Origin of the sequence: Saccharothrix syringae, from assembly GCF_009498035.1 — a bacterium.
GTDB classification, from domain to species: domain Bacteria; phylum Actinomycetota; class Actinomycetes; order Mycobacteriales; family Pseudonocardiaceae; genus Actinosynnema; species Actinosynnema syringae.
In genome coordinates this window covers 4021971-4044569 of sequence record NZ_CP034550.1, presented here as the reverse complement: position 1 = coordinate 4044569, position 22599 = coordinate 4021971, and the positions used below count along the sequence as shown (strand labels likewise).

The window sequence follows — 22599 nt, the reverse complement described above, 5'->3', positions numbered from 1 at the left end:
GCACGCATGACGGAACCCTTCACCAGCAAGCTCAGAAGTGGAAAGTGTCGAAGTACACCTGCGACACCTGACCGGGGGTCAGGACGCCGGAGTACACGCGGGCGTCGTCGACGTCGCCCAGCCACGGGTCGGCCGGCTGACCGCCCCAGAAGCCCCGGCCCAGCGACAGGGAGCCCGTGCCGTTCCAGCCGGTGACGCCGCTGCCGTCCGGCGTGACGGAGAAGTTCTTGGTCTGCTTGGCGCCGTTGACGTACAGGGCGATCCGGCCGGTCACCGCGTCATAGGTGCCGACCAGGTGCACCCACTTGTTGAGGTCCCGGTCCGTGAGCGAGGAGTTCGACAGGGCCACCCACCAGGCGCTGCTGACCGGGTTCTGGGTCATCAGGAAGCCCCACTGCTTGTTCTCCGGCCGGTACATCAGCATGAACGGCGCGTACTGGGAGTCGCCCAGGCTGACCGCCGACCGCGCGTACTGGAGGTCGCCCAGCCGCACCCACGCCGACACCGAGTACGAGCGGTCGGTGCGCAGCTCGGCCGGGCGGGGGCCGGTGACGCTGCCCGGGGTCGACTTGTAGTTGAGCCACTTCTCCTCGCCGTACGCGTCGGGGTCGGTGGAACCGGCCCAGTTCGCGCCGCCGGCCAGGGTGGCCTGCTGTCCGCTCACCGCGTCACGGGTCGTCGTCCCGGTCCGCTCGTCCAGCGCGTAGTGGGCGCGCAGCACCGCCGTGTTGGCCTCGGCCGCGACCTCGTCCGGGGTGAGCAACCGGTCCCAGGTGCGGACCCGGTCGACCGATCCGGGGAAGAAGTCGGTGCGCTTGTTGTCCCACCAACTCGCACCCACGGTCAGGCTCCCGCCGGCGGGACGGATGGTCGCCGTGCCGGTGCCCTCCAGCTTCCCGTCCACGTACAGCTTGAGCTGGTGGGCGGCGGGGTCGTAGGTGCCCAGCAGGTGGGTCCACACGCCCACGCGCGGCGGGGTCGTCGACGCCAGGCGGCTGAAGTTCTGGCCGTCGACGCCCGTGGTGAACGTCCAGCGGCCCACGTCCGCGCTGTACTGGAGGAAGAACGGGCTGCCCCAGTCGCCGTCCTGGCCGACGACGGTGTGGTAGCCGCCGGTGCCGTTCAGCTTCGCCCACGCCGAGACGGTGAACGCCCGGGTGGTGTCCAGCACCGGCGTGGCGGTGGCGGCGAACCCGGTGGTGCCGTTGAACGACAGGCCGTTGCCCGAGTAGCCGGGGGTGAACGACGCGCCGCCGTTGAGCGTCAGCGGGCGGTTGGCGGTGGTCTCGTCCGCCGCCACCGCGCCGGTGGTCTCGTCGAGCGCCCACGAGCCCGTGGGGCCGACCGGCTCGGCGACCTCGAAGAGGTATTCCGCGCTCTTCACGGACCGGTTGCCGGCCCGGTCGAACGCGGTCACGTAGAGGGTGTTGAGCCCGGCCCTCGGCGGCGTGATCGGCACGGTGACGCTGCCGTCCGCGGAGGTCACGTCGACGGAGTCGGTGATCGACGTGTCGTTGTTGAACGACCAGCCGTACTTGCGCACGTCCATGCTGCCGCCCGGGCCGGTGTTGCCGTTGGGGCTGAAGGTGAACGCGCCGGTCCGGCCGACGCTGCCGTGCACGCCGGTGGCGGGGTACTCCTCGGAGGTCACCTCGGGCGTGTTGGGCTTGGTGGCGTCCACCTCGAACTCGCAGTTCGGCGACCAGCTGCTGAGCTGGTAGTCACCGCTCCACAGGTGCCAGGTGTAGACGCCGTCCCGGGTGATCCAGCCCTCGGGCACGTCGACCTCGGCGAACTCGCCGTTGGCGATGTCGCCGGCGTAGATGTCCTGGCCGTTCCACGAGTAGGCGTCGGCCGGGCCGTGCATCAGGCGGAACCCGGCGTCGAGCCGGCCGGGGTCGTTGTCGGAGAGCCGGGCGCGCAGCCTCGGCCTGAAGGTGCCCACCACGGACCGGTCGGCGCCGACCCGGCACGGCAGGTAGGTGGAGGGGTCGGTGCCGCCGATGCTCATGTCCCGGGGCTGGTTGGGGTAGCTGTTGTACTTGACCACCAGGTACGGGTTCAGGTCGAACCGCCGCCACCCGCTGGTGCTGCCCTCGTTCTCGGCCTTCAGCACGAAGGTCGTCCAGCCCCAGGACCCGTTCGCCGCCGAGCGCACCGCGCTCAGCACGTCGAAGTCGGCTCCGCCGTCGCCGGGGCAGTACCTGGCGTTGTTCGCCTTGTTGATCGCACCGAGCCGGTTGCCGCTCCACCCCGACTGGTTGTTCCACGTCGTGTTGGCGTCGATCCAGTTGGCCAGGTACAGCTCGGTGGACGTCGGCGAGCACGAGTAGGAGTGGATCACGTTCACGTGCAGGGAGGCGGAGTGGATGTACTTGCCGATGATCGGCTCGGTGTTCATCTGGAGGTACGTGCGCGAGCTGCCGCTCGACGGCGCGCCGAGGTCGGCGGCGGTGAGCCAGCCGGCCTTCAGGTCGCCGAGGTTGCCGCCGGTGGCGTCGAAGTTGCGGTCGTTGGGCCAGGGCTGCTGCACCACGACGTGGTGGACCTTGCCGCAGTTGGTGCAGTTGTACTCGGGGTCGAGCACCACCGGGTAGGTGGTCGTCGGGGCGTCCAGGAACGCCCGGTCCGGGGTGATCGCCACGGTGTCCGCGGTGACCTCGACGTCCATCGCGGCCTGCCGGTCGCCCAGCCCCGCCACGTCCACGCCCTCGGCGGCCTCGCCGCCGGAGGAGTCCCACATCCGCGAGGCGTCGCCGACGAACACCGGCTTGCCGGCGTCGTCCTTGACCACCAGGTCGCCGTCCGGGCGCGGCCCCTGCTCCAGGGCCACGTCCTCGGCGTGCGTGCGGAACTCGACCCGGTCCAGCGCCGGGTGGTCGGCCGCCTCCGGGGTCTTGATGACCAGCAGCTCGGTGAAGCCCTCGTAGGTCGCCTCGACCTTCAGGTCCACGTCGGGCAGCACGTTCCGGTAGGTCAGGGTCGGCCCGTCGACCACCGGTTCGGGCAGGTCGCCCTGCCAGTCCAGGCCGACCTCCCGGCCGCCCTGGGCGACCGCGGCCAGCGGTTCCGGCCCGGAGCCGTCGGAGAACGCCACGTCCACGGTGGACGCCTTGGGGCCGAACGTGCCGTCGGGCTTGCGCTCCAACGACAGGTCCACCGGCACCCACCCGTCACCGCGACGCACCCGCACCGGCTGGAGGTGCTGGGTGAAGGTCATGGTGCCGTCGGGGTTGGCCTTGAGCTCGTCGGTCTCCGTGGTGGCCGACTCCACCACCACCGGCTTGTCCCCCTGTTCGGCGTACCGGACCGCGGTCGCCTGGTCGGGTGCCGAATCGGGCACCTCGGCCCGGGCGGCCGCGGTCTGCGGCACCACCGTGCCCGCCGCGACCACCGCGACGAGCCCCACCACGAATGCGCGCAGGGTCGAACCCCGCGCAGGAACGCGCGAACGCATGAACTGACTGCCCCCCGCCGGACCGCGTGGATCACGCGGTTGTGCCTGGTCCCCCGACCCGAGGAGGAAGCATGACTGTTCATCACGTTTCGCGCAGCGTCCGAACGGCCTAATCAACGCCGGGTGACGTGTGACCGCTCTCTCCACTAGGGACGGTTACTGAGCAGGCAAAACGGTTCCGAGCAGGGGTCGCGCGCGACTAGCCCATCCGGGGTAGCGCAGTCAAGGGGCGCGGGGCTTGCGTTTGTCCGACGAAGTGCCGACCGGCAGCTCCCGCCGGTGGGCGGTGCGGCCCGGAAGGGGGGAGGTTCCGGGCCGCGCCGCGCGCCGGTCAGTTCGTGCAGGCGGCGGTGAGGGTCGCCACCTGGTTCGCCTGGGCCGCCAGCCACTCGGCGGGGCTGCTGACCAGGTCCTGGAGCGTCACGTCGCGCATGGTGGCGGCGAGGGCGGTGATGGCCTCGTTGACCGTGGTGTCGGCGGCGTTCGCGGCGAGGTCGCCGAGCTTGGAGGCGGCGTCGTGGGCCTCGTCGACGGCCCGCTCGGGGGTGGAGGTGTCGAAGGGGACGGCGGAGACCTGGGCGAGGGCCTCGGTGCAGACCTGGACGGTCGACGCGGTGTCGGCGACGGCGTTGGCGGTGTCGGCCGCGTCCTGGAGGGTGCCGCACGCGCTCAGCGCGGTGACGGCGGCGAGGGCGGTGGCGACGGCGGCGAGGCGGGTGGCGGAGCGCATGGGTTGTCCTTCCTGGACATCGCGGTGTGCGCCGGAACTGGGTGCGCCGGGACTCGGTGGACGTGGCACGAGGTCGCCTGGTTGCCCGGTTGCCGCCGGAGCACTGCGGGTTCGCTGCGGGGCGCGGGACCTCGGGCGTGCCGTGACCGGGGGTCACGGACCGGGTCTACTGCGGGACGACCACGAGCGCACCTCCGGTTCTGTGCCGAACCAGAGGTCTCCCCAGCCACCACGAGAAGGTGGCGGCGTGACCGGGCCGCTGCCGAGCGGCCGTAATGGCGATCACGCGCCGGGTGGGTACTCCCCTCCGCACCTCCAGGGTGGCGAAAACCGGCCCGCCTGTCAAAGTGAGCCGGGTCCCAGGGGGGCGCGCGGTCGGGCTACTCGTCGGGGTCGCCCGGGGAGACCAGGCCGGTCTCGTAGGCCAGGACGACGGCCTGGGCGCGGTCGCGCAGCGCCAGCTTGGCGAAGATCCTGGCCACGTGGGTCTTGACGGTGGCCTCGCTGAGGGTCAGCTCCTCGGCCAGCTCGGCGTTGGAGCGGCCGCGGCCCATCAGGGTCAGCACCTCCCGCTCGCGGGGCGTCAGGGCGGCGAGGTCCCGGTGCACGGCCGGTGGCCGCGGCGGGCGGGGGCGGTCGCCGGCGGCGAAGCGCTCGACGAGCCGCCGGGTGATCGACGGCGCGAGCAGCGCGTCACCGGTGTCCACCAGGCGCACCGCGGCGACCAGGTGCTCCGGTGTGACGTCCTTGAGCAGGAAGCCGCTGGCGCCGGCGGCGAGCGCGTCGTAGACGTAGCGGTCGAGGTCGAAGGTGGTGAGGATGACCACGCGGCAGCCGGGCACGTGCGCCAGGACGCGCCGGGTGGCCTCCAGGCCGTCGACGTTCGGCATGCGGATGTCCATGAGCACGACGTCCGGGCGCAGCTCGCGCACCGCCGCGACCGCCTCGGCGCCGTCGGCCGCCTCGCCGACCACGTCGATGCCGCCCGAGGCGAGGATCATCCGGAAGCCGGTGCGCACGAGGGCCTGGTCGTCGGCGATGACCACGCGCGGCGCGGGGGCGGTCACGGCTTGCCCAGCGGGATGCGGGCCCGGACGCGGAACCCGCCGCCGAGGCGCCGGCGGGCGTCGAGGTCGCCGCCGAAGACGGCCACGCGCTCCCGCAGGCCCAGCAGGCCGCGGCCTGGTTCGACCGAACCCCGCCCGGTCCCGCCCCGCTCGACCGTCCCTCTTTCGGCCGGCCCCTTCCCGACCCAGCCCTTCTCGGCCGAGTCCTTCTCGGCCGAACCCTTCTCGGCCGGGCCCCTCCCGACCCAGCCCTTCTCGGCCGCACCCCTCCCGGCCGACCCCCTCCCGGCGGGTTCCCGCTCCGCGGGCTCCGGCTCGGGGGCGGACCGGTCGCGGGACAGCACGCTGGGGCCGGTGTTGAGCACCTCCACCCGCAGGTAGTGCTCGGCGTAGCGCACGGTCACCTCCGCCTTCCGGCCGTCGCCGTGCTTGAGCGCGTTGGTCAGCGCCTCCTGGACGACCCGGTACGCGGTCACGTCCACGCCGGAGGGCAGCGGTCGGGGTTCGCCGGACACGCGCACCTCCACCGGCAGCCCGGCGAACGCGATGCGGTCGACCAGGGAGCCGAGCCTGGCGAGGCCGGGTTGCGGCGACAGGTCGCCGCCGTCCTCGCCGTCGGCGGACGGGGCGAGCACGCCCAGCAGGTGGCGCAGCTCGGTCATGGTGTCCCGCCCGGCCGCCTCGACCGCCAGCAGCGCCTCGGCGGCCTGCTCGGGCGCGGCGTCGAGCACCCGGCGGGCCGCGCCGGCCTGCACCACCATGACGCTGACGTTGTGGCTGACGATGTCGTGCAGCTCCCGGGCGATCCGGGCGCGCTCGGAGTCGACGGCCGCGCGCGCCGCGCCCTCCCGCTCGCGCTCCAGCAGCCAGCCGCGTTCCTCCAGCGCCCGGGTGAACGCGCGCCGGGCGCGGACCAGCCGCGCCGCGAGCACCGCGACCGCCAGGCCGGCCACCGCGGCGACGACCGGCCACCCCGATCCGGCAACCCACATGCGGCCACTGTGCCAGGGCGCCCCGGGCGGGCGCACCACCCACCGCCCGGTCCGGTCGTCCCGGGGGACCACGGCCTACATCCCCGGGATGACCCGCCCGGCCGGTTACCTCCCCGGGCTGATGCCCGGCCCGGCGCGCTGCCGCAGGATGGCCGACCGTGACCAGTGGGGAGAGGGCGGTCGTGGAACTGACCGCCGTGCGCAAGGAGTACCGCGATTCGGTGGCCCTGGACGGGGTGTCGCTGGAGATCCGCGCCGGGGAGGCGGTCGCGGTGATGGGGCCGTCGGGCAGCGGCAAGTCGACGCTGCTGAACATGGTGGCCGGGCTGGACCGGCCGACGTCGGGGTCCGTGGTGGTGAACGGCGAGGACCTGGGTCGCCTGGGCGAGGCCGGGCTGGCCCTGTTCCGCCGCAGGCGGATCGGGATGATCTTCCAGTTCTTCAACCTGCTCGACGACCTGCCGGCGCTGGACAACGTCGCGCTGGCCGCGCAGCTGACCGGGACCCCGGCCGCGCGGGCCCGCAAGCGCGCGTTGGAGCTGCTGGACGAGCTGGGCATCGCCGACCGGCGGAACACCTACCCGGCGCAGCTCAGCGGCGGGGAGCGGCAGCGGGTCGCGGTGGCCAGGGCACTGGTGAACCGGCCGGCCCTGCTGCTGGCCGACGAGCCGACCGGCGCGCTGGACAGCCGGTCCGGCGAGCAGGTGATGGACCTGCTGCTCGACCTCAACCAGATCGGGCAGACGCTGCTGCTGGTCACCCACGACGAGCGGTTGGCCACGCGCTGCGCCAACCGGCTGGTCGAGGTCGTCGACGGGCGGATCACCCGCGAGCACAGCCTGGAGCGCACGCCGTGAGCGCGGTGTGGCGGGTGGCGCGGGCCGCGGTGCGGCGGCGCCTGCTCCAGACGGTCGTGATCGGCGTGGTGGTCGCGATCTCCACCGGGACCATCGTGCTGGCCCTGGGGCTGCTCGTGTCGACCTCCGCCCCGTTCGACCGGGTCCACGGCCAGCGCAGCGGCGCGCACCTGGTCGCGGCGTTCGACCGCGGGGTCGTGTCCGACGCGCAGCTCACCGCCGCCGCCGACCGGCCGGAGGTGGAGGCGGTGGCCGGGCCGTTCGGGCAGCTGACCCTGTCGCTGCCGGCCGGCGCGGCCCCGCTGCTGGGACCCGCGCCCACCACCGTCGGGCGGGCCGACCCCGGCGGCCCGGTGGACCGGCTCACCGTGTGGCGGGGCCGGTGGGTCGCCGGCCCGGGTGAGGTCGTGCTCAACCGGCCGCTCGGCTGGGCCGGGCCCTCGGCCCTGGGCGAGCGGATCGAGGTCGGCGGCGGGGTCGGGCTCACCGTGGTCGGCTACGCCCACTCGGTGAGCGCGTCGGCCGACGCCTGGGTCACCCCGGAGCAGGTGGCGGCGCTGGGGCCGACCGGCACCCAGGTGCTCTACCGCTTCACCCGGGCCGCGACCGCCGCGGAGGTCGACGCGGGCCGGGACGCGGTGACCGCCGGGCTGCCTGCCGGCGCGCTGCTCGGCGCGCAGTCCTACCTGGCCCTCAAGGAGCAGGTGAGCGCCGAGGTGGCGATCTACATCCCGTTCCTGGCCTTCTTCGGGGTGCTCGGCCTGGCGGTGGCCGTGCTGATCGTGGCCAACGTGGTCAGCGGGGCGGTCGTCGCCGGGTTCCGGCACATCGGGGTGCTCAAGGCGGTCGGCTTCACCCCGAACCAGGTCATGGCGGTGTACCTGGTGATGGTCCTGGCCCCGGCCGCGGTCGGCTGCGTGCTCGGCACCCTGCTGGGCAACGCGGCGGCGCGCCCGCTGCTGAGCGAGGCGTTCGAGTCCTTCGGCGCCACCGACGTCGGCATCGACGCCGGGGTCAACGCCGCGGCGCTGCTGGGCACGCCGCTCGTGGTGGCGCTGGCCGCCCTGCTGTCGGCGCTGCGGGCGCGCCGGCTGCCGGCCGCGGAGGCGGTCAGCGCGGGCAGCGCGCCGCGCACCGGGCGGGCGCTGGTCGTGCAGCGGTGGCTGGGCGGCACCCGGTTGCCGCGCCCGGTCAGCCTCGGCCTCGGGGTGCCCTTCGCCCGGCCCGCGCGCAGCGCGCTGACCCTGGCCGCCGTCGTCCTCGGCGTGACGACGGTGACGCTGGCGATCGGCGTGACGCTGTCGGTCACCGGCTACGGCGAGGCGGTCAGGCCCGAGCGGACCGACCGGGTCGAGCTGGTCGCGGGCGCCGGTCAGCGGGCCAGGCCCGGCGACGACGCCAGGGCCGAGCTGGGCGACGCCGAGGACGAGGCGCTGCTGCGCTCCCTGCCCGGCGCGGTCCGGGTGGTCGCGACGACGTTGCAGGTGGTGCAGGTGATCGGCGGGCGGGACGACGCCGGGATCGTGTTCCTCCGCGGCGACACCGCCGAGTTCGCCCCGCGCGTGACGCGCGGGCACTGGCCCGAGGCGCCCGACCAGGTGGCCGTGCCGCTGCGGTTCCTCAGGGAGCGGGGGGTCGCGCTCGGCGACGTGCTGACCGTGGAGCTGGAGGGTCGGCGCGCGCAGCTGCGGATCGTCGGCGTCGTGCTCGCCAACCGGGCCGGCGACGTCTACGCGAACTGGGACGCCCTGGACCGGCTCGCGCCGGGCACGCGGGCCACCGGCTACCAGGTCCAGTTGGCGCCGGGCACCGATCCCCCGGCCTTCCTCGACGCCGTCAGGGCGGGCGACCCGGGCCTGCGGGCCGTGCCCGCGGGCGGTGGCGGGTCGGACCAGGCCGCGGTGATCCTCAGCACCGCCGCGGTCCTGACGCTGGTGCTGGGCGCGGTCGCGGCGCTCGGCGTGTTCAACACGGTCGTGTTGAACACCCGCGAACGCCGCCGCGACCTGGGCATGCTCAAGTCGATCGGGATGACGCCGGGCCAGGTCGCGGTGATGATGGTGACGTCCATGGGCGCGCTGGGGGTGGTCGGCGGGCTGGTCGGGCTGCCGCTCGGGGTCCTCGCGCACCGGCTGCTGGTCCCGGCGATGGTGAGCGCGGGGGGCGTGGACATCGTGGACGTGGCGGATCTGATGCTCGACGTCTACCGGGTGCCGGTGCTGGTCCTGCTGCCCGTGGCCGGGGTCGTCATCGCCGTGGTCGGGGCGCTGCTGCCGGCCCGGGCCGCGGGGCGGGTGCCGATCGCCGAGGTGCTGCGCAACGAGTGAGCGCGGGGTGGCCCCCGGTGCGCGCCCTCGGGGCGTTCACCGGGGGTCGGTGGTTCGGGGGTCGGCTCCGGGGTCGGCTCCGGGGTCGGTGGTTCGGGGTCGGTGGCCCGGGAGGCGGTGGCCCGAAGGTGGGCGGCCGGGGCCTCGTCGTCGCGGCTCAGCCCGCATCGCGGACCGGGTTGCCGTCCTCGTCCCACCGGCGCTCGGAGACAAACCGGCCGTCGTCGTCGAAGACCGCTTCCCGCGCCGGCCGGCCGTTCGGGTGCCACTGCCGGTGGACGCCGACCGCGCGCCCGTAGCGCGTCCGGCCCTCGCGGGCGAGCTGCCCGTTGGCGTGCCACTCCTGGTACTCGCCGTGCTTGACGCCGTTGAGGTAGGAGGCGCGGGCGAGCAGGCCCCCTCTCGGGTTGGGCTCGTGCGCCTCCCCGGTGAACACCACGCCCTCGTGGAGCACGCTGCCGTACTCGTCGAAGTCCAACTCGTCGTAGTCGACACTCATGGTGATCAGTCTCCAGGTAGTTCCACGAAGCGCGGGTGCCCGGGTGGGTAGGGCAGGTAACCCGACTTCGTGTTGACGCCGTCGACCATCCGGCAGCAGTTGGCACAGCACGGCGCGATCTTCGGGAACGGCTTCTTCATGTGCGGCAGCGCGTTGTCGACGCGCAGCTCCGAGAGGACGCGCCGGAACTCCTCGGGGCTGACGTCGTCCGGCACGCCGCGGTCGCGCAGCATCTGGTTGAGGTTCTTGACCTCCGCGTGCCGCAGCGGGTCGTCGGGGAACGGGGTGTCGGTGTACACCGGCTGCCCCGTGTGCGGGTCGACCGCGACCTGCCCCGCCCGGTCGGGGTGCCGGTCGTACTGCGGCCACTTCCCGTTCACCGCGTCCGGGTGGGGGTTGGGCATGACGACGCGCTCGGCGAGCCGCGGGTGCGGGTCGCGCACCACGGAATCCACCGGACCGTTGATCGACTCGTAGATCTTGCCGGTCCGCCGGTCGACCGACACCGACGTGCAGATGACGTTCTCCCCCGCCCAGCGGCGGCTGAACTCACCCGAGGTGATCTTGCTCTGGACCATCTTCGCGCGGTCGGTGAGCACGTCGCGCAGGTAGTCCTCGATCGGCTGACCCCGGTAGTGGGTGATGAGGCCGTTCTCGTCGAACTCGAACTGCTGCCGGTCGTGGATCGGCAACTCCTCCAGGACCTGGGGCCGGTCCGGCGGGTCCGGCAGCCTGTCCGGCTGGTGGGAGAACCTCTCGTCGCGTTCGTAGGGGTTCGAGGTGCCGTCGTCGGCGCGGTCGCGGGCGTCGTCGGGGGTGGTGTGGTCGGTTTTGTGGTTGTCGGGGGTGTTGGGGGCGTAGCCGTCGTGGCTGGTTTTGGTGGTGGTGCCGTCGGGGTGGTGGGTGTGCCATTCGCCGTTGGGTGGGATGCGGGGGTGGCGGGTGCCGTCGGGGGTGGTGTGGGCGTCGCTGGTGTAGACGCGGCCGTGGGTGTCGGTCCAGGCGGGTTTGGTGGGGGCGAGGACGTCGGCGCCGGTGTGGCGGGAGAGGCGGTGGGCGAAGTCGTTGGTGGCGGCGTCGCAGCCGATGAGGCGGACGGGGGTGCGGCCGTCCCAGCCGTGGCGGCGCAGCAGGTCGCCGTATTGCTCGGGGGTGTAGGTGTGGTTGCCGATGCGGGCGTGGCCGTCGGGGGTGATGTGGACGTCGGCGGTGAAGTAGCGGGGGTCGTGGGGGACGCGGTGGGGGAGGTCGCCCATGGTGGGGTCGCCGCGGTGGTGGGAGATGCCGGCGGGGGTGGTCTCGCCGTGGCGGGCGGGGGCCTCGTCGATGCTCGGCTGGTCGGGGTGCGGCTGGTCGGTGGTGTGGTGCGGGGTGTGGTCCGGGCTGCCGTCGGGGTGGGCGCCGTCGGGGTCGCGGTGCGGCGGGGTCCACTGCTGCGGCTCGCGGCGGGGCGGGGGTGCGGCGTCGGGGTCACGACGCGGGCCGGGCACGCCGTCCTGGGACGGCCGGTGCGGGGTGGGGGCGTCGGGGCGCGGACGGGTTGGGGGCGCGGAGTGGCCGCCGGGGGTGTCGCCGCCTCGGGGACGCGGGGTGTCCGGGTGCGGGGTGCCGGGGTGGGTGTTCGGGAACGGGCCACCCTGCGGGCCCCGCTGATGCGGCAGGGCCGTGTTGGGGTGCGGCGCGTTGGGGTGTGACGGGCCCGGGCCCGCGGGACGCGGGTTGGCGTGAGGAGGACCGGCGTGGGAAGGGCCGGTGCTGCCCGGTGCGCTGTGGCTCGGGTTGGTGTTGCCCGGCCCTGCATGGCTGGGGCTCGTGTGGCTGGGCGCAGCAGGGCTCGGGCCGGCATGACCGGGCGCGGCGTGACTCGGGTTGGTGTGGCTGGGACCGGCGGGCGGCGCGTAGGAGGACGGGCGCGGCTGGTCGGGGGTGCGAGCGGGCGGGGTGCTGGAGCCCAGGTCGCCCCTACTGCCCGGGGTTCCCGTCCAGCCGCCGTTGCCGGGACGCGCGCCGGGCGGAGGAGCGCTGCTGCCAGACGCGTTGCCACCGGGCGCGCCGGTGTGGGCCGGGCCCGCGGAGGGAGTCGGTTGGTTGCCCTGCGGCGTGCCGTTCGGGTCCCGGTGCGGCACGTCCGGCTGGCGCGGGCGCGACGGGGCCTCCGGAGTGGCCGCGGTTGACGCCGTGGTCTGGTCCACCCGCGACGGACTGGGCGCGTTCGGGGAGTTCGGGGTATTCGGGGTGCCGGGGCTGCTCGGAGAGTGGGGGCTTCCCGGAGCGTTGTGACTACCCGGGCCGCTCGGCGTGCTGCCACCACCGCGCGGCAGGTCGCCGTCCGACCCACCAGGCCCGTCACCCCGCCCAGGGCGCGGCGCACCGCCGGGCACGTCACCCGGCTCGCTCCGCCCCGGGCGCGTGGCCGGGTCAGCCGTCGGTGTGCTGGTCGAGGACGTGTTCGTGGTCCCGGGCCGGTCCGAAGAGGACGAAGGGTTGCCGTCCGGGGAGGACGACGAGCCGCCATCAGTGGACGAGCCGCCGTCCGGGGACGAGCTTCCACCGGGCGTGCCACCGGGGCCGTCGACGCGCGTGCGGCCGGTTTGCAGGAAACCGCCGTGCTTGATGCTGCTCGGTGAGAGCACGTCCAGGCCCGTCGCCTTGCCGGCCAGCTTGCCGACCACCTTCATGATCTTCTCGAAGACCTCGACCAAACGCTTGAGCAGCGGCGAGACCTTCTTGATCGTGTCCAACAAGTCCTGGACGATCTTCGCGATCTTCGCGGCCCACTTCGAGATCGCGGTCACCGCCTGCGCCACGATCACCGGCGTGCCGAACCCCAGGCTGAACACCGCCTCCAACACCCAGGCGATCAGCTTGCCCACCAGATCGGCGATCAGGTCGCGCACCACCTCGCGCACGAACCCCACCACCATGCCCATCATCCCGACCACCGTGCCCACGGTCCCCGCCGCCGACGCCGCACCCGACAACGCATCCGAGTGCTGCTTGGAGTTGGCCAGGTATGCCTCGGCCGCCGGACCGGTCCAGCCCTGCGTGCCCGAGCTCACCGCTGCGGCGTACTCCTCGGCGACCTTGCCCAGCTCCGTCGCCACGTTGTTCCACGTCGTGGAGTACGACTCGATCACCGGCGGGTTGCCGGCCAGCTTGTCGAGCATGTCCTTGAGCGGCTGCATGTGCTCCATCAGGAACGCCGCCGCCGAGGACAGCAGCGTCCCGAACGGGTCGATGGCCATCGCCGCGGCGTCCGCGGCCAGGCCGACCATGCCCAGGCCGCCCTGGATCCAGTTGCCGTCCTTGATGCCGTTGTAGGTGTCCATCGCGGACTCGGCGATGGAGATGCCCGTCGCCCAGCCGTTGTCACCGGTGCCCTTGTTGAAGAAACCGCCCGGCTCGGCGGGCGCCTGGGCCACCAGGGGGTTCGGACCGGTCACCAGCCATCACCCCTGGTTCGGCTCTGGCCCCACGTCGCCCTGGTCACCGGCACGCTCCCCCTCGCAGTCGCCACGTCCACACGCCCAGATCATGACGCAAGAGGACCGCCGGCGGTTCCAACTCCGGGGGAATGACCCACCCGGCCCGCACCGGGACCCGCCCCCGGCGGCCGCACCTCTATGATCGCCCGGGTGACCGCCTACGACCCGGACGCCTTCGAGCACCTGGACACCTCGACCCTGCCACCGCGCCAGCAGCGGATCCTGGTCGCGATCCGGGACTGGGTGACCCGCCACGGGTACTCGCCCGGCACCCGGGAGATCGGCGAGGCCGTCGGCCTGTCGCCCTCGACGGTGTCCCGGCACCTGGCGAGCCTGGAGGACAAGGGGTTCCTCCGGCGCGGCAGCACCCTGTCGCGCCCCATCGACGTGCGGCTGTTCCTGCCCCCCGCGACCCCGGCGACCGGCGGCGACTCGGTGCCCGTGCCGGTGGTCGGCCACATCGCCGCCGGCGTGCCCATCGCGGCCGAGGAGCACGTGGACGACGTGCTGACCCTCCCCCGCGACCTCACCGGGCGCGGCACCGTCTTCGGCCTGCGGGTGCGCGGCGACTCGATGGTCGACGCCGCCATCTGCGACGGCGACATCGTCGTGGTGAAGCAGCAGCCCGAGGCCCACTCCGGCCAGATCGTCGCCGCGATGATCGACGACGAGGCCACCGTCAAGGTCTACCAGCGCCGCAACGGCCACGTCTTCCTGGAGCCGCGCAACCCCGACTACGACGTCATCGACGGCGACCGGGCCGTCGTGCTGGGCGTCGTGGTCTCGGTGCTGCGCAGCGTCTGAGCACTGCCGGGGTCACCTGTCCGGGGCGCATGCCCGTCGGCGTCCCCGGGTAGGCCCCGACCAGCACACCCACCACAGGGAGCCCCGGCCATGACCCACCACCCGGGCACCGCCATCGCGGTCACCGGCGCCACCGGGCGCCTCGGCGGGCGCGTGGCCCGCCGCCTGGCCGCCGCGGGGCACGCCCAGCGCCTGCTCGTGCGCGACCCCTCCCGCGCACCCCGCCTGCCCGGCGCCACCGCCCTGAGCGCGGCCTTCGCCGACCGCGACGCCGTGCGCACCGCCCTGCGCGGGGTCGACCGGGTGCTGATGGTCTCGGCATCGGAGAGCGCCGACCGCGTCGACCAGCACCGGGCGTTCGTCGACGCGGCCGCCGACGCCGGGGTCGGGCACCTCGTCTACGTCTCCTTCTGCGGCGCCGCCCCGGACGCGACGTTCACCCTGGCGCGCGACCACTTCGCCACGGAGGAGCACATCCGTGCGAGCGGCCTGCCGCACACCTTCCTGCGCGACAACCTCTACGCCGACTTCATGCCGATGCTGGTGGGTGAGGACGGTGTGATCCGCGGTCCCGCCGGGGACGGGCGGGCGGCCGTGGTCGGCCAGGACGACATCGCCGACGCCGCCACCGCCGTGCTGCTGGACGCGCCCGACCACGTTGGTGCGACCTATGAGCTGACCGGCCCGGACGCCCTCACCCTGACCGAGGTCGCCGAGGTGCTGACCCGCGTCACCGGCCGCGCCGTCACCTACCGCGCGGAGACCGTGGACGAGGCGTACCGGTCGCGCGCGTCCCACGGCGTCCCGGACTGGCAGGTCGACGCCTGGGTGTCGACCTACACCGCCATCGCGGCCGGCGAGCTGGCCGGCGTGACCGGCGACGTCGCCCGCCTCACCGGCCACCCCGCCACGCCCTTGGCCGAGGTGCTGACCAAGGCTGATTTCAGCCAACACTGAAGTAATAGTGTGTGTCACACGCTCGAGTGACGCCTGTTAGTGGAAGAAATTCACCTGATCGTGGCGGTGACCACCACGGCGGTGTACTGCGCGGTGAAACCGTCACCGACGGCGTCCCCCATGGCCGCGGTCAGCTCGGCGAACCGCTCCGGCGACAGGTGGGTGTAGCCGCCCTGCGTGGGCAGCATGTCCAGCCACTCGTCCCGCGTGTAGTGGCGCTCCCACTCGAACCGCCACTCCTCCGGCTCGTCGAACGCGGCGGACCCGCGAATCCCGTCGACCGCCTTGGCGAACATCAGCGAGTACACCTCCAGGGCGGACTTGGACGACATCTCGGCCATCGGCCTGGGCATGAACTCCCGGTGGATGGCGGCCATGTTCGCCGAGACGTCCGGTGGTGGCTGGAAGACGTTCCAGAAGGCGGCCAGCCGCCCACCGGGCCGCAGCACCCCCGCGGCGCGCGCCGCACCCGCCGCCGGGTCGACCCAGTGCCAGGTCTGACCGGCGATGACCACGTCGAACGCCCGGCCGGCCGGGTCCCAGGACTCGAACGTGGACACCTCCACCTCGAAGCCGTCGCGGCGGGCGAACTCCGCCATCCGCGGGTCAGCATCGACTCCCAGGACCCGGCAGCCAGCCGCCCGGAACTGGCGGGCGGCGATGCCGGTGCCGATGCCGACGTCGAGGACATCGGGACCGGGAGCCGCGGCGACGACGGCTTCGACCATCGCTTCGGGGTAGGCGGGGCGGGCGCGGTCGTAGCGAGCCGGGTCCGCGCCGAACGACTCCGCCGCCTGTCGTTGCCGGTGGGGGGCTTGGAACAGGTCTGACTGGTCGGACTGGCGGGCCTGGTGGGGCTGGTGGGGCTGGTGGGACTCTTGGGGTGCTTGGGGTTCTTGAGGTTGGCCGGGACCTGCGGCTGCGATTGGAGTGGGCATCTGCCCACTATGAGTGGGCAAGCGCCCACTCGTCAATCTGATGACGACGGGGGGTGCGGAGAACCGGGGTGAACGGCTGGTAGGCGGCAGGGCGGCGGGTCGGGCAGCGGCGCCAGGGCGGTGGGCAGGCAGCAGTGGTCAGGCAGCGGGCAGGCAGGCGGCGGCAGGGCGGCGGGCAAGCAGGCGGCGGCAGGGCGGCGAGCGGGCGACGTCGGGCAGGCAGCGCGGGCCGGGCAGCGGGGTCGGACGACGGCAGGCCGGTCAGCGGCAGGCCGGGCGGGCGACAGCGAGCCAGGTGGCGACAGCGAGCCGGGCGGGCGACAGCGAGCCCAGCTAGCAGCGGAGCGTCCAGGCGGCCGACGAGGTGCGGACGAAGATCGAGCGGTGCGTATCATCACGTGGGAGGAGGATGCGCCGGTGCCAACGGGACTCGCCCTGCGCGATGTGCGCGAGCAGCTGTTCGACGCCGCCGAACGCGTCCTGCTGCGCGACGGCCCCAGCGCGCTGACCAGCCGGGCGGTCACCGACGAGGCGCACTGCGCCAAAGGCGTCCTGCACCGCCACTTCGACGACTTCGACGCCTTCCTCGCCGAGTTCGTCCTCACCCGCGCCGCGCGGGTGAGCGCCCGCGTCGAGGAGCTGCGCGCGACCGCCGGCAGCGGCACGGTGGTCGACAACCTCGCCGACGCCCTGCGGGACCTGTTCACCTCGGTCGCCGTCGCGGTGGTCGCGCTCATCACCTTCCGGGACGGGTTGCGCACCCGGTTGCGCCGGGTGTGGCCGGCCGGGGTGCCGGTCCTGACCGAGGCCGTGCAGCTGATCTCGGACTACCTCACGGCGGAGCGCGACCTGGGGCGCATCGCGGACCACGCCGTGGTCGAGGCGCTCGCGCCCACGCTGATCGGGGCCGCGCACCTGCTGTTCGCCGACCGGGAGAGCACGCCGGACGTCGAGGCGGTCCGCCTGATGGTGGTCACGGTCGTGGGCGGGGTCGTGCGGTCCTGACGCGCGGTGGCGCGGACCGACCGCGGTCCGCGCCACCGGCCTTCACGGGGTGGCGCCCAGCGTCCCGGCCACCCAGTCGGCCACGAAGTCGCGCACGTGCGGCAGGTGGTCCAGCCCGATGTGCTCGGCCCCGCCCTCCTCCGCGGTGAACACCCGCAGCTCCCGCCTGGGGCTGTTGACCGCCTGCTCGTAGGACCGGTGGGCGTGCTCCAGCGGGATCTGGCGGTCGTCGGCGCCGTGGCAGATCAGGAACGGGACGGTGATCCGCTCGACCACCCCGTCCAGCGTCACGCCGTCGGCGTGCTCGATGAACGCGTCCAGGTCGTCGAAACCCCAGACCCACAGCACGTGCTCCCAGTAGTGCGGCACCGGGCGCTCGCCCTCGCGCTCCAGGCGCCGCCGCTGCACCGCGCCCCAGTCGTGGTTCGCGCCCCACGCCACGACCAGCGCGAGGCGCTCCTCGAACGCGGCCGCGCGCGGCGCGTAGTAGCCGCCCAGGGACCACCCGGCCAGGCCGATCCGGGCGGGGTCGACGTCGTCGCGCGTTTCCAGGTGGTCCACGCACGCGCTCGCCCAGCCCTCGGTCTCGATGCGGGCGGTCAGCCCGCCCAGGCGCAGCGCCTCGCCCGACCCCGGGGTGTCGACCATGAGCGTGGAGACGCCGCGCGCCGCCAGCTCGGTGTGCACGCCGGAGGCGATCATGTGCTCCTTGGTGCTGTCCAGGCCGTTCCACATGATCAGCACCGGGGCGGGGCCGCGGTCGGCGGCGGGCGCCTTGGTGAAGTACGCGGGCAGCGCGGTGCCCTCGAACGGGACCTCGACCCGGGTGGTGCGGGGGTCGGCCAGGTCGAAGGACCGCTGCGCCAGGTCCAGGCAGCGCCGGTAGGTGGCCACGCGGTTGGGCGCGGACGCGCTCTGCATCCGTTCGGCCTGGGCCAGGTAGTTGCAGGCGCGGGCGTAGAGCCGGCCGGCGGTGCGGGGGTGGCCTTCCTCCTCGGCCTCGTCGGCCTGGGCGACCAGGGTGTCGGCCAGGTTGGTCCAGGCTTGCAGGAACTCGGCGGTGCCCGCGTCCTCGCCGCGGGTGGCGGCCTCGCGCAGGGGGCGGCAGGCGCGGTCGACCTCGTCGATCAGGCCGCCGCTGTTGAGGGTGGCCACGACGCTGAGGTTCCAGACGTAGTTGCCGGGGAAGTACTCGAACACGGTTGTCCTCTCGGTGGTGCTCGGCGCGCGGCTTCGCTGATGGACTTCACGCCGCCGTCCACGGGGATCTCGGCGCCGGTGGTGCACGAGGCTTCGTCGCCCGGCAGGAATGCGACCGGGGGCGCCGCGCACGTTGACGTCGTGCGCGCGGGTCAGGTCGGTCGGGTCCAGGCCGGTCGGGCGGGCTCGCCGGGTGACGACTACGACCTCGCCGTCCAACCGGGTCACCGGGTGCGCCGCCGGGGGCGGGCCGGGCGGACCGGCGGCAGGTCGGTGCCCGGCACGACGGTGTTGCGGGTGGTGCCGATGCCCTCGACGGTCATCTCCACCACGTCGCCGGGGCGCAGCGGTGGCGGGTCCTGCGCGCCTCGGCGGCCCCACAGCTCGGCCAGGCAGCCGCCGTTGCCGCAGGTGCCGGAGCCGAGCACGTCGCCGGCTCGGACCCACGTGCCGCGCGAGGCGTAGGCGACCAACTCCTCGAACGGCCAGCCCATGTTGGCCAGCCGGTCGTGGCCGACCTCGGTCCCGTTGACGCTCACCCGCATGGCGAGGTCCAGGAAGCCCTCGTCGTCGCGGAACGGTTCCAGCTCGTCCGCGGTGACCAGCCACGGGCCCAGGGTGGTGGCCGAGTCCTTGCCCTTGGCCGGGCCGAGGTTGACCCGCATCTCGCGGCGCTGGAGGTCGCGGGCCGACCAGTCGTTGAGCACGGTGTAGCCGAAGAGGGCGTCGCGGGCCTGCTCCGGGGTCAGCGACGCGCCGTCGCGGCCCACCACGGCGGCCACCTCCAGTTCGAAGTCGAACAGTCGCGAGCCCGGTGGGACCGGCACGTCGTCGTGCGCGCCGAGCAGCGCGTGCGGGTTGGTGAAGTAGAACGTGGGCGCCTCGTACCACTCCGGTGGCACGCCGCTGCCGCCCGACACGCTCATCACCACCCCCTCCACGTGCTCCTCGAAGGCCACGAAGTCGCGGATGCTCGGCGGGGACAGCGGTGGCAGGAGGCGGACCCGGTCCAGTGGCACGGCCGGTCCGCGCAGCGCGGCACCGCCTGCCTCCAGGGCGGCGGGCAGGCCCGTCCGGACCAGGTCGAGCACGGTCGTCGGCAGGTCGTGCAGGCCGTCGTCGGAGACGACCGCGGCCCGCGCGGTGCCGTCCAGCTCGTACGTCGCGAAGCGCACGGTTCCCCCGATCAGACCGGCGGGGCCGTGAACAGGCCCGCGTCGGGGTCGTTGAAGGACCTGGCCGCGACGAACTCGTTCATCGCGTTCGCGGTACCCCACTGGTCGGAGACCTCCGGCCGGGAGAAGTCGTAGAGGTGCGGGTGCCAGGTGTCCTCGTCGACGTGCTCCAGCTCGGTGGTGTACTCGACGGTGTTGCCGTGCGGGTCGAGGAAGTAGCTGAAGGTGTTGTTGCCGGCCAGGTGCCTGCCGGGGCCCCAGATCTTCTCCACGCCGGCGCGCAGCAGCCGCCCGGTGCCGCGCATGTACTCGTCCAGGCCGCGCAGCTCGAAGGAGGCGTGGTGCAGCGAGGGGTGCGGGCCGCGGGCGACGGCCATGCTGTGGTGCCAGGAGTTGATGCGCAGGAACCACATCATCTCCCCCATGCGCGGGTGCACGAGGGTGTCGGACAGCCGGAAGCCCAGGTGCCGCCGGTAGAACGCCACGGTGCCCTCGGGGTCGGCGGAGTTGACGACCACGTGCGACAGCCGCACGGGCACGGACTCGCCCTCCTCGATCCTCCGGTGGTCCCGGACGGCCACGTCGGCGCTGATCTCGACGGTGCGGCCCTCGTTGTCGAAGAACCGGAACCCGTAGCCGCCGCCCGGGGTGCGCAGCGCGCCGGGTTCGCCGACGAGGGGAACGCCGGCGGTGGCCAGGCCCAGGGCCAGGGCGTCCACGTCGGCGGGGGTGGCGGCGCCGAAGGCGATCAGGTCGATCCGCTTCTCGGCGGCCCGGCGCAGCCGCACCACGTACTGCTCGGGGGAGCCCTCGGCAGCCAGGAACGAGATGCCGGTGTCGCCGTGCTCGGCGGTCAGGCCCCACGCGCCGGTGAAGAAGTCCCGCTGGCGGGCGAGGTCGGGCACGGCGAGGTCGACGTGGCGCAGGTGGGTGATCAGGCGGTCGGTCACTTCGGTGGTCCTCACGTCAGGCGGGTTCGGAGACGAGGGCGGCGATGCGGGCCATGAGGCCGGGCACGTCGCCCCGCTCGTGGTCGAGCAGCCACCGGCCGAGCTGGTTGGACGCCTCGACGACGGCCCTGGCCCGGGGGAAGCGGCGGGCGGCGAAGGCGTCCAGCAGCCCGTCGTCGAGGGCGTCGGCGGCGAGCAGCAGCCCGGCGAGCACGGCGGCGTCCTCCAGCGCCTGCGCGCCGCCCTGGGCGAGGGTGGGCGGGCAGGCGTGGGCGGCGTCGCCGACCAGCACGACGCGGCCGCGGTGCCACGGCGGCGGCAGCACGTGCGTCTCGAACCAGGTGTAGTTGATCCGGGCCGGGTCGGTGAGCGCGTCGCGGATGTCGTCCCACGGGCCGTGGTAGGCGGAGGCGAGGTCCCGCATGGTCGCCAACCGCTGCTCGGGGCTGAGGGCGGAGCGGTCCCGCGCGTCCTCGACGACGTAGGCGTAGAGGGAGTCCTCGCCGGTCGGGCAGTAGCCGGCGATGTAGCTGGGGCCGCCGTAGTAGAGGTCGGTGCGGGTGACCGAGGCCGGGCGCGGGCCGAACGCGCGCCAGATGCCCATGCCGGTGGGGCGGGTCTCCAGTTCGACGCCCAGCGCGCGGCGCGTGGCCGAGCGGATGCCGTCGGCGCCGACGACGAGGTCGTAGCGGCCGGTGGAGGCGTCGGAGAAGGTGACGTCCACACCGGACCCGTCCTGCGCCAGGCCCGTCGCGGTGACGCCGAAGCGGGTCCGCACGCCCGCCTCGCCCGCCCGCTCGTGCAGGACGCGGGCGAGCGCCGGCCTGGGCACGCCCATCGCGGCGGGGAGGTCCGGGCCGCCGGTGCGGGCGTCGGGGAACTCCACCAGCAGCGTGCCGCGGGCGTCGGGGGCGCGCAGGCCCACGCTGTCGAAGCCGTACCCCTCGGCCCGGACCCGCTCCCACACGCCCAGGGCGCGCAGCTCGCGCAGGGCGTTGCCCTGGAGGGTGATGCCGGAGCCGGTGGTGGTGACGTCCGGTCTGACCTCGACCAGGTCCACCTCGACGCCGCCCCCGGCGAGCAGGGCCGCGGTGGCGGTCCCGGCGAGGCCGCCGCCGATCACCAGGGCGTTGTGCGCGGCGGGCACGGGGATCTCCTCCGGGTCACTTCACGGCGACGGGCGCGACCGGGGCGCCGACCGCCCCCGTCACCGGCAGCGGGGCGGCGGTCAGCCAGAACTCGTACGTGCCGTCGGCCGCGCAGTCGGCGGCCAGGGCGTCCAGGTCCCACAGCTCCCCCACGTACAGGCCGATGTGCGGGATGACGACCTGGTGCAGGGGCTGGAAGGCGTGGTCGAACTCGTTGGGCCGCACCTCGAAGCCCCACGTGTCGGTGGCGATGCCGGCGATCTCGGTGCCGTGCAGCCAGTCCGCGGTGGTGAACGACAGGCCGGGCGAGTCGCCGCCCGCGTAGTCGCCCCAGCCCTCCCGGCGGGCGCGGGTGAGCCGGCCGGTGCGCACCAGCACCAGGTCGCCCCGGCCGACGCGGGCGGTGGGCCCGTGCGCGGCGGCGGTGGCCCCCAGGTGCTCGGCGGTGATGGCGAACCCGTCGGGCAGCTCGCCGTCGTCGCCGAGCACGCGGCCCACGTCCAGCAGCACGCCGCGGCCGGCGAGGTGCGCGGCGGCGGTCTCGATGCCGGTGACCCGGTCGCCCTCGCTGGTCACCACGTCGCCCGCGCGGCGGCCGTTGTAGGCGGTGCCGTGGTCGAAGACGTGCCCGAGGCCGTCCCACTGGGTCGACGCCTGGAGCGGCATGAAGACCACGTCGTCGGCACCGCCGAAGCCGTGCGGGAAGCCCTGGGTGCCGCGCTCGGCGTCCAGGCCCGTGTCGAGCATGGTGTGGACCGGGTTGGTGCGGCGGCGCCAGCCCTGCTGCGGGCCGTGCGCGTCGAACGGCTGGGCCAGCGAGAAGGTCTCGCCCCGGCGCACCAGGGCGGCGCCCTCGCGGCGCTTGGCCGCGTCCAGGAAGTTCAGCGTGCCCAGGACGTCGTCGGCACCCCAGCGGTGCCGGTTGGAGCAGCGCCGGGCCGCGGCGGCGATGGCGCCCTCGGGGTCGGCGCGGTCGAGCGGTGGTGGCACGTCGGTCCTCCTCTTCGA

General features: G+C 74.1%; 17 protein-coding genes. 5 read left to right on the top strand and 12 right to left on the bottom strand.

The window, feature by feature from the left end; genetic code table 11:
- Positions 1–31: 31 nt before the first annotated feature.
- From EKG83_RS17815 to EKG83_RS17800, 4 genes are all read right to left on the bottom strand, one after another.
- A complete protein-coding gene (locus tag EKG83_RS17815) occupies positions 32–3412 on the bottom strand; it encodes a LamG-like jellyroll fold domain-containing protein (protein ID WP_051766981.1) in 3381 nt (1126 codons plus the stop codon).
- Positions 3413–3788: 376 nt separating this feature from the next.
- Positions 3789–4187, bottom strand: coding sequence for a bacteriophage spanin2 family protein (locus EKG83_RS17810; RefSeq protein WP_033435492.1), 399 nt, complete (start codon positions 4185–4187; stop codon positions 3789–3791).
- Between the two features lie 380 nt (positions 4188–4567).
- Positions 4568–5254, bottom strand: a complete 687-nt coding sequence (locus tag EKG83_RS17805; protein ID WP_033435493.1) for a response regulator transcription factor — start codon at positions 5252–5254, stop codon at positions 4568–4570.
- Complete coding sequence (locus EKG83_RS17800; protein ID WP_033435507.1) at positions 5251–6246, bottom strand: sensor histidine kinase; 996 nt, start codon at positions 6244–6246, stop codon at positions 5251–5253. Before EKG83_RS17800 ends, EKG83_RS17805 begins: the two co-directional genes overlap by 4 nt.
- Positions 6247–6404: 158 nt before the next feature.
- Here EKG83_RS17800 and EKG83_RS17795 point away from each other — a divergent pair, with 158 nt between their 5' ends.
- Together EKG83_RS17795 and EKG83_RS17790 are read left to right on the top strand one after the other, a co-directional pair.
- Positions 6405–7103, top strand: a complete 699-nt coding sequence (locus EKG83_RS17795) for an ABC transporter ATP-binding protein (protein ID WP_033435494.1) — start codon at positions 6405–6407, stop codon at positions 7101–7103.
- On the top strand, positions 7100–9430 hold the full coding sequence (locus EKG83_RS17790) for an ABC transporter permease (protein ID WP_051766982.1): 2331 nt from the start codon (positions 7100–7102) through the stop codon (positions 9428–9430). Before EKG83_RS17795 ends, EKG83_RS17790 begins: the two co-directional genes overlap by 4 nt.
- A 157-nt stretch (positions 9431–9587) precedes the next feature.
- Here EKG83_RS17790 and EKG83_RS17785 read toward each other — a convergent pair whose 3' ends face one another.
- Together EKG83_RS17785 and EKG83_RS17780 are read right to left on the bottom strand one after the other, a co-directional pair.
- Positions 9588–9929, bottom strand: coding sequence for a toxin-antitoxin system YwqK family antitoxin (locus tag EKG83_RS17785; protein ID WP_033435495.1), 342 nt, complete (start codon positions 9927–9929; stop codon positions 9588–9590).
- Between the two features lie 5 nt (positions 9930–9934).
- Complete coding sequence (locus EKG83_RS17780; RefSeq protein ID WP_153278187.1) at positions 9935–13372, bottom strand: PPE domain-containing protein; 3438 nt, start codon at positions 13370–13372, stop codon at positions 9935–9937.
- A 192-nt stretch (positions 13373–13564) separates the two neighbouring features.
- On the opposite strand from EKG83_RS17780, the gene lexA reads away from it, so the two are divergent.
- On the top strand, positions 13565–14218 hold the full coding sequence (gene lexA / locus EKG83_RS17775) for a transcriptional repressor LexA (RefSeq protein WP_033433774.1): 654 nt from the start codon (positions 13565–13567) through the stop codon (positions 14216–14218).
- Between the two features lie 90 nt (positions 14219–14308).
- The gene (locus tag EKG83_RS17770) at positions 14309–15175 is read left to right on the top strand and encodes an SDR family oxidoreductase (RefSeq protein ID WP_033433751.1); all 867 of its coding nucleotides are present in this window, start codon (positions 14309–14311) and stop codon (positions 15173–15175) included.
- Positions 15176–15225: 50 nt separating this feature from the next.
- Here EKG83_RS17770 and EKG83_RS17765 read toward each other — a convergent pair whose 3' ends face one another.
- Positions 15226–15903 carry a class I SAM-dependent methyltransferase gene (locus EKG83_RS17765; protein ID WP_248782431.1) on the bottom strand — a complete coding sequence of 226 codons (678 nt, stop codon included), beginning with the start codon at positions 15901–15903 and terminating at the stop codon, positions 15226–15228.
- Positions 15904–16530: 627 nt separating this feature from the next.
- Here EKG83_RS17765 and EKG83_RS17760 point away from each other — a divergent pair.
- The gene (locus tag EKG83_RS17760; protein ID WP_033433750.1) at positions 16531–17118 is read left to right on the top strand and encodes a TetR/AcrR family transcriptional regulator; all 588 of its coding nucleotides are present in this window, start codon (positions 16531–16533) and stop codon (positions 17116–17118) included.
- Between the two features lie 42 nt (positions 17119–17160).
- Here the strand turns inward: EKG83_RS17760 and EKG83_RS17755 are convergent, their stop codons facing one another.
- The 5 genes from EKG83_RS17755 to EKG83_RS17730 all read right to left on the bottom strand — a co-directional run bounded on the left by EKG83_RS17755 (position 17161) and on the right by EKG83_RS17730 (position 22581).
- Positions 17161–18318 carry an alpha/beta hydrolase family protein gene (locus EKG83_RS17755; protein WP_033433749.1) on the bottom strand — a complete coding sequence of 386 codons (1158 nt, stop codon included), beginning with the start codon at positions 18316–18318 and terminating at the stop codon, positions 17161–17163.
- Between the two features lie 224 nt (positions 18319–18542).
- Positions 18543–19493 (bottom strand): fumarylacetoacetate hydrolase family protein, encoded by a 951-nt coding sequence (locus EKG83_RS17745; protein ID WP_033433748.1) that lies wholly within the window; start codon positions 19491–19493, stop codon positions 18543–18545.
- 11 nt (positions 19494–19504) lie between these two features.
- Entirely contained in the window at positions 19505–20458 is a 954-nt protein-coding gene (locus tag EKG83_RS17740; protein ID WP_228122657.1) for a VOC family protein, read from the bottom strand.
- 1 nt (position 20459) lies between these two features.
- The gene (locus tag EKG83_RS17735) at positions 20460–21590 is read right to left on the bottom strand and encodes an FAD-dependent monooxygenase (RefSeq protein WP_033433746.1); all 1131 of its coding nucleotides are present in this window, start codon (positions 21588–21590) and stop codon (positions 20460–20462) included.
- A gap of 16 nt (positions 21591–21606) precedes the next feature.
- The gene (locus EKG83_RS17730; RefSeq protein WP_033433745.1) at positions 21607–22581 is read right to left on the bottom strand and encodes a cyclase family protein; all 975 of its coding nucleotides are present in this window, start codon (positions 22579–22581) and stop codon (positions 21607–21609) included.
- Positions 22582–22599: the final 18 nt, after the last annotated feature.

Coding starts and splice junctions, on each gene's coding strand:
- EKG83_RS17785 (WP_033435495.1), bottom strand. CDS start 9,929: ATGAGTGTCGACTACGACGAGTTGGACTTCGACGAGTACGGCAGCGTG.
- EKG83_RS17770 (WP_033433751.1), top strand. CDS start 14,309: ATGACCCACCACCCGGGCACCGCCATCGCGGTCACCGGCGCCACCGGG.
- EKG83_RS17765 (WP_248782431.1), bottom strand. CDS start 15,903: ATGGTCGAAGCCGTCGTCGCCGCGGCTCCCGGTCCCGATGTCCTCGAC.
- EKG83_RS17800 (WP_033435507.1), bottom strand. CDS start 6,246: ATGTGGGTTGCCGGATCGGGGTGGCCGGTCGTCGCCGCGGTGGCCGGC.
- EKG83_RS17810 (WP_033435492.1), bottom strand. CDS start 4,187: ATGCGCTCCGCCACCCGCCTCGCCGCCGTCGCCACCGCCCTCGCCGCC.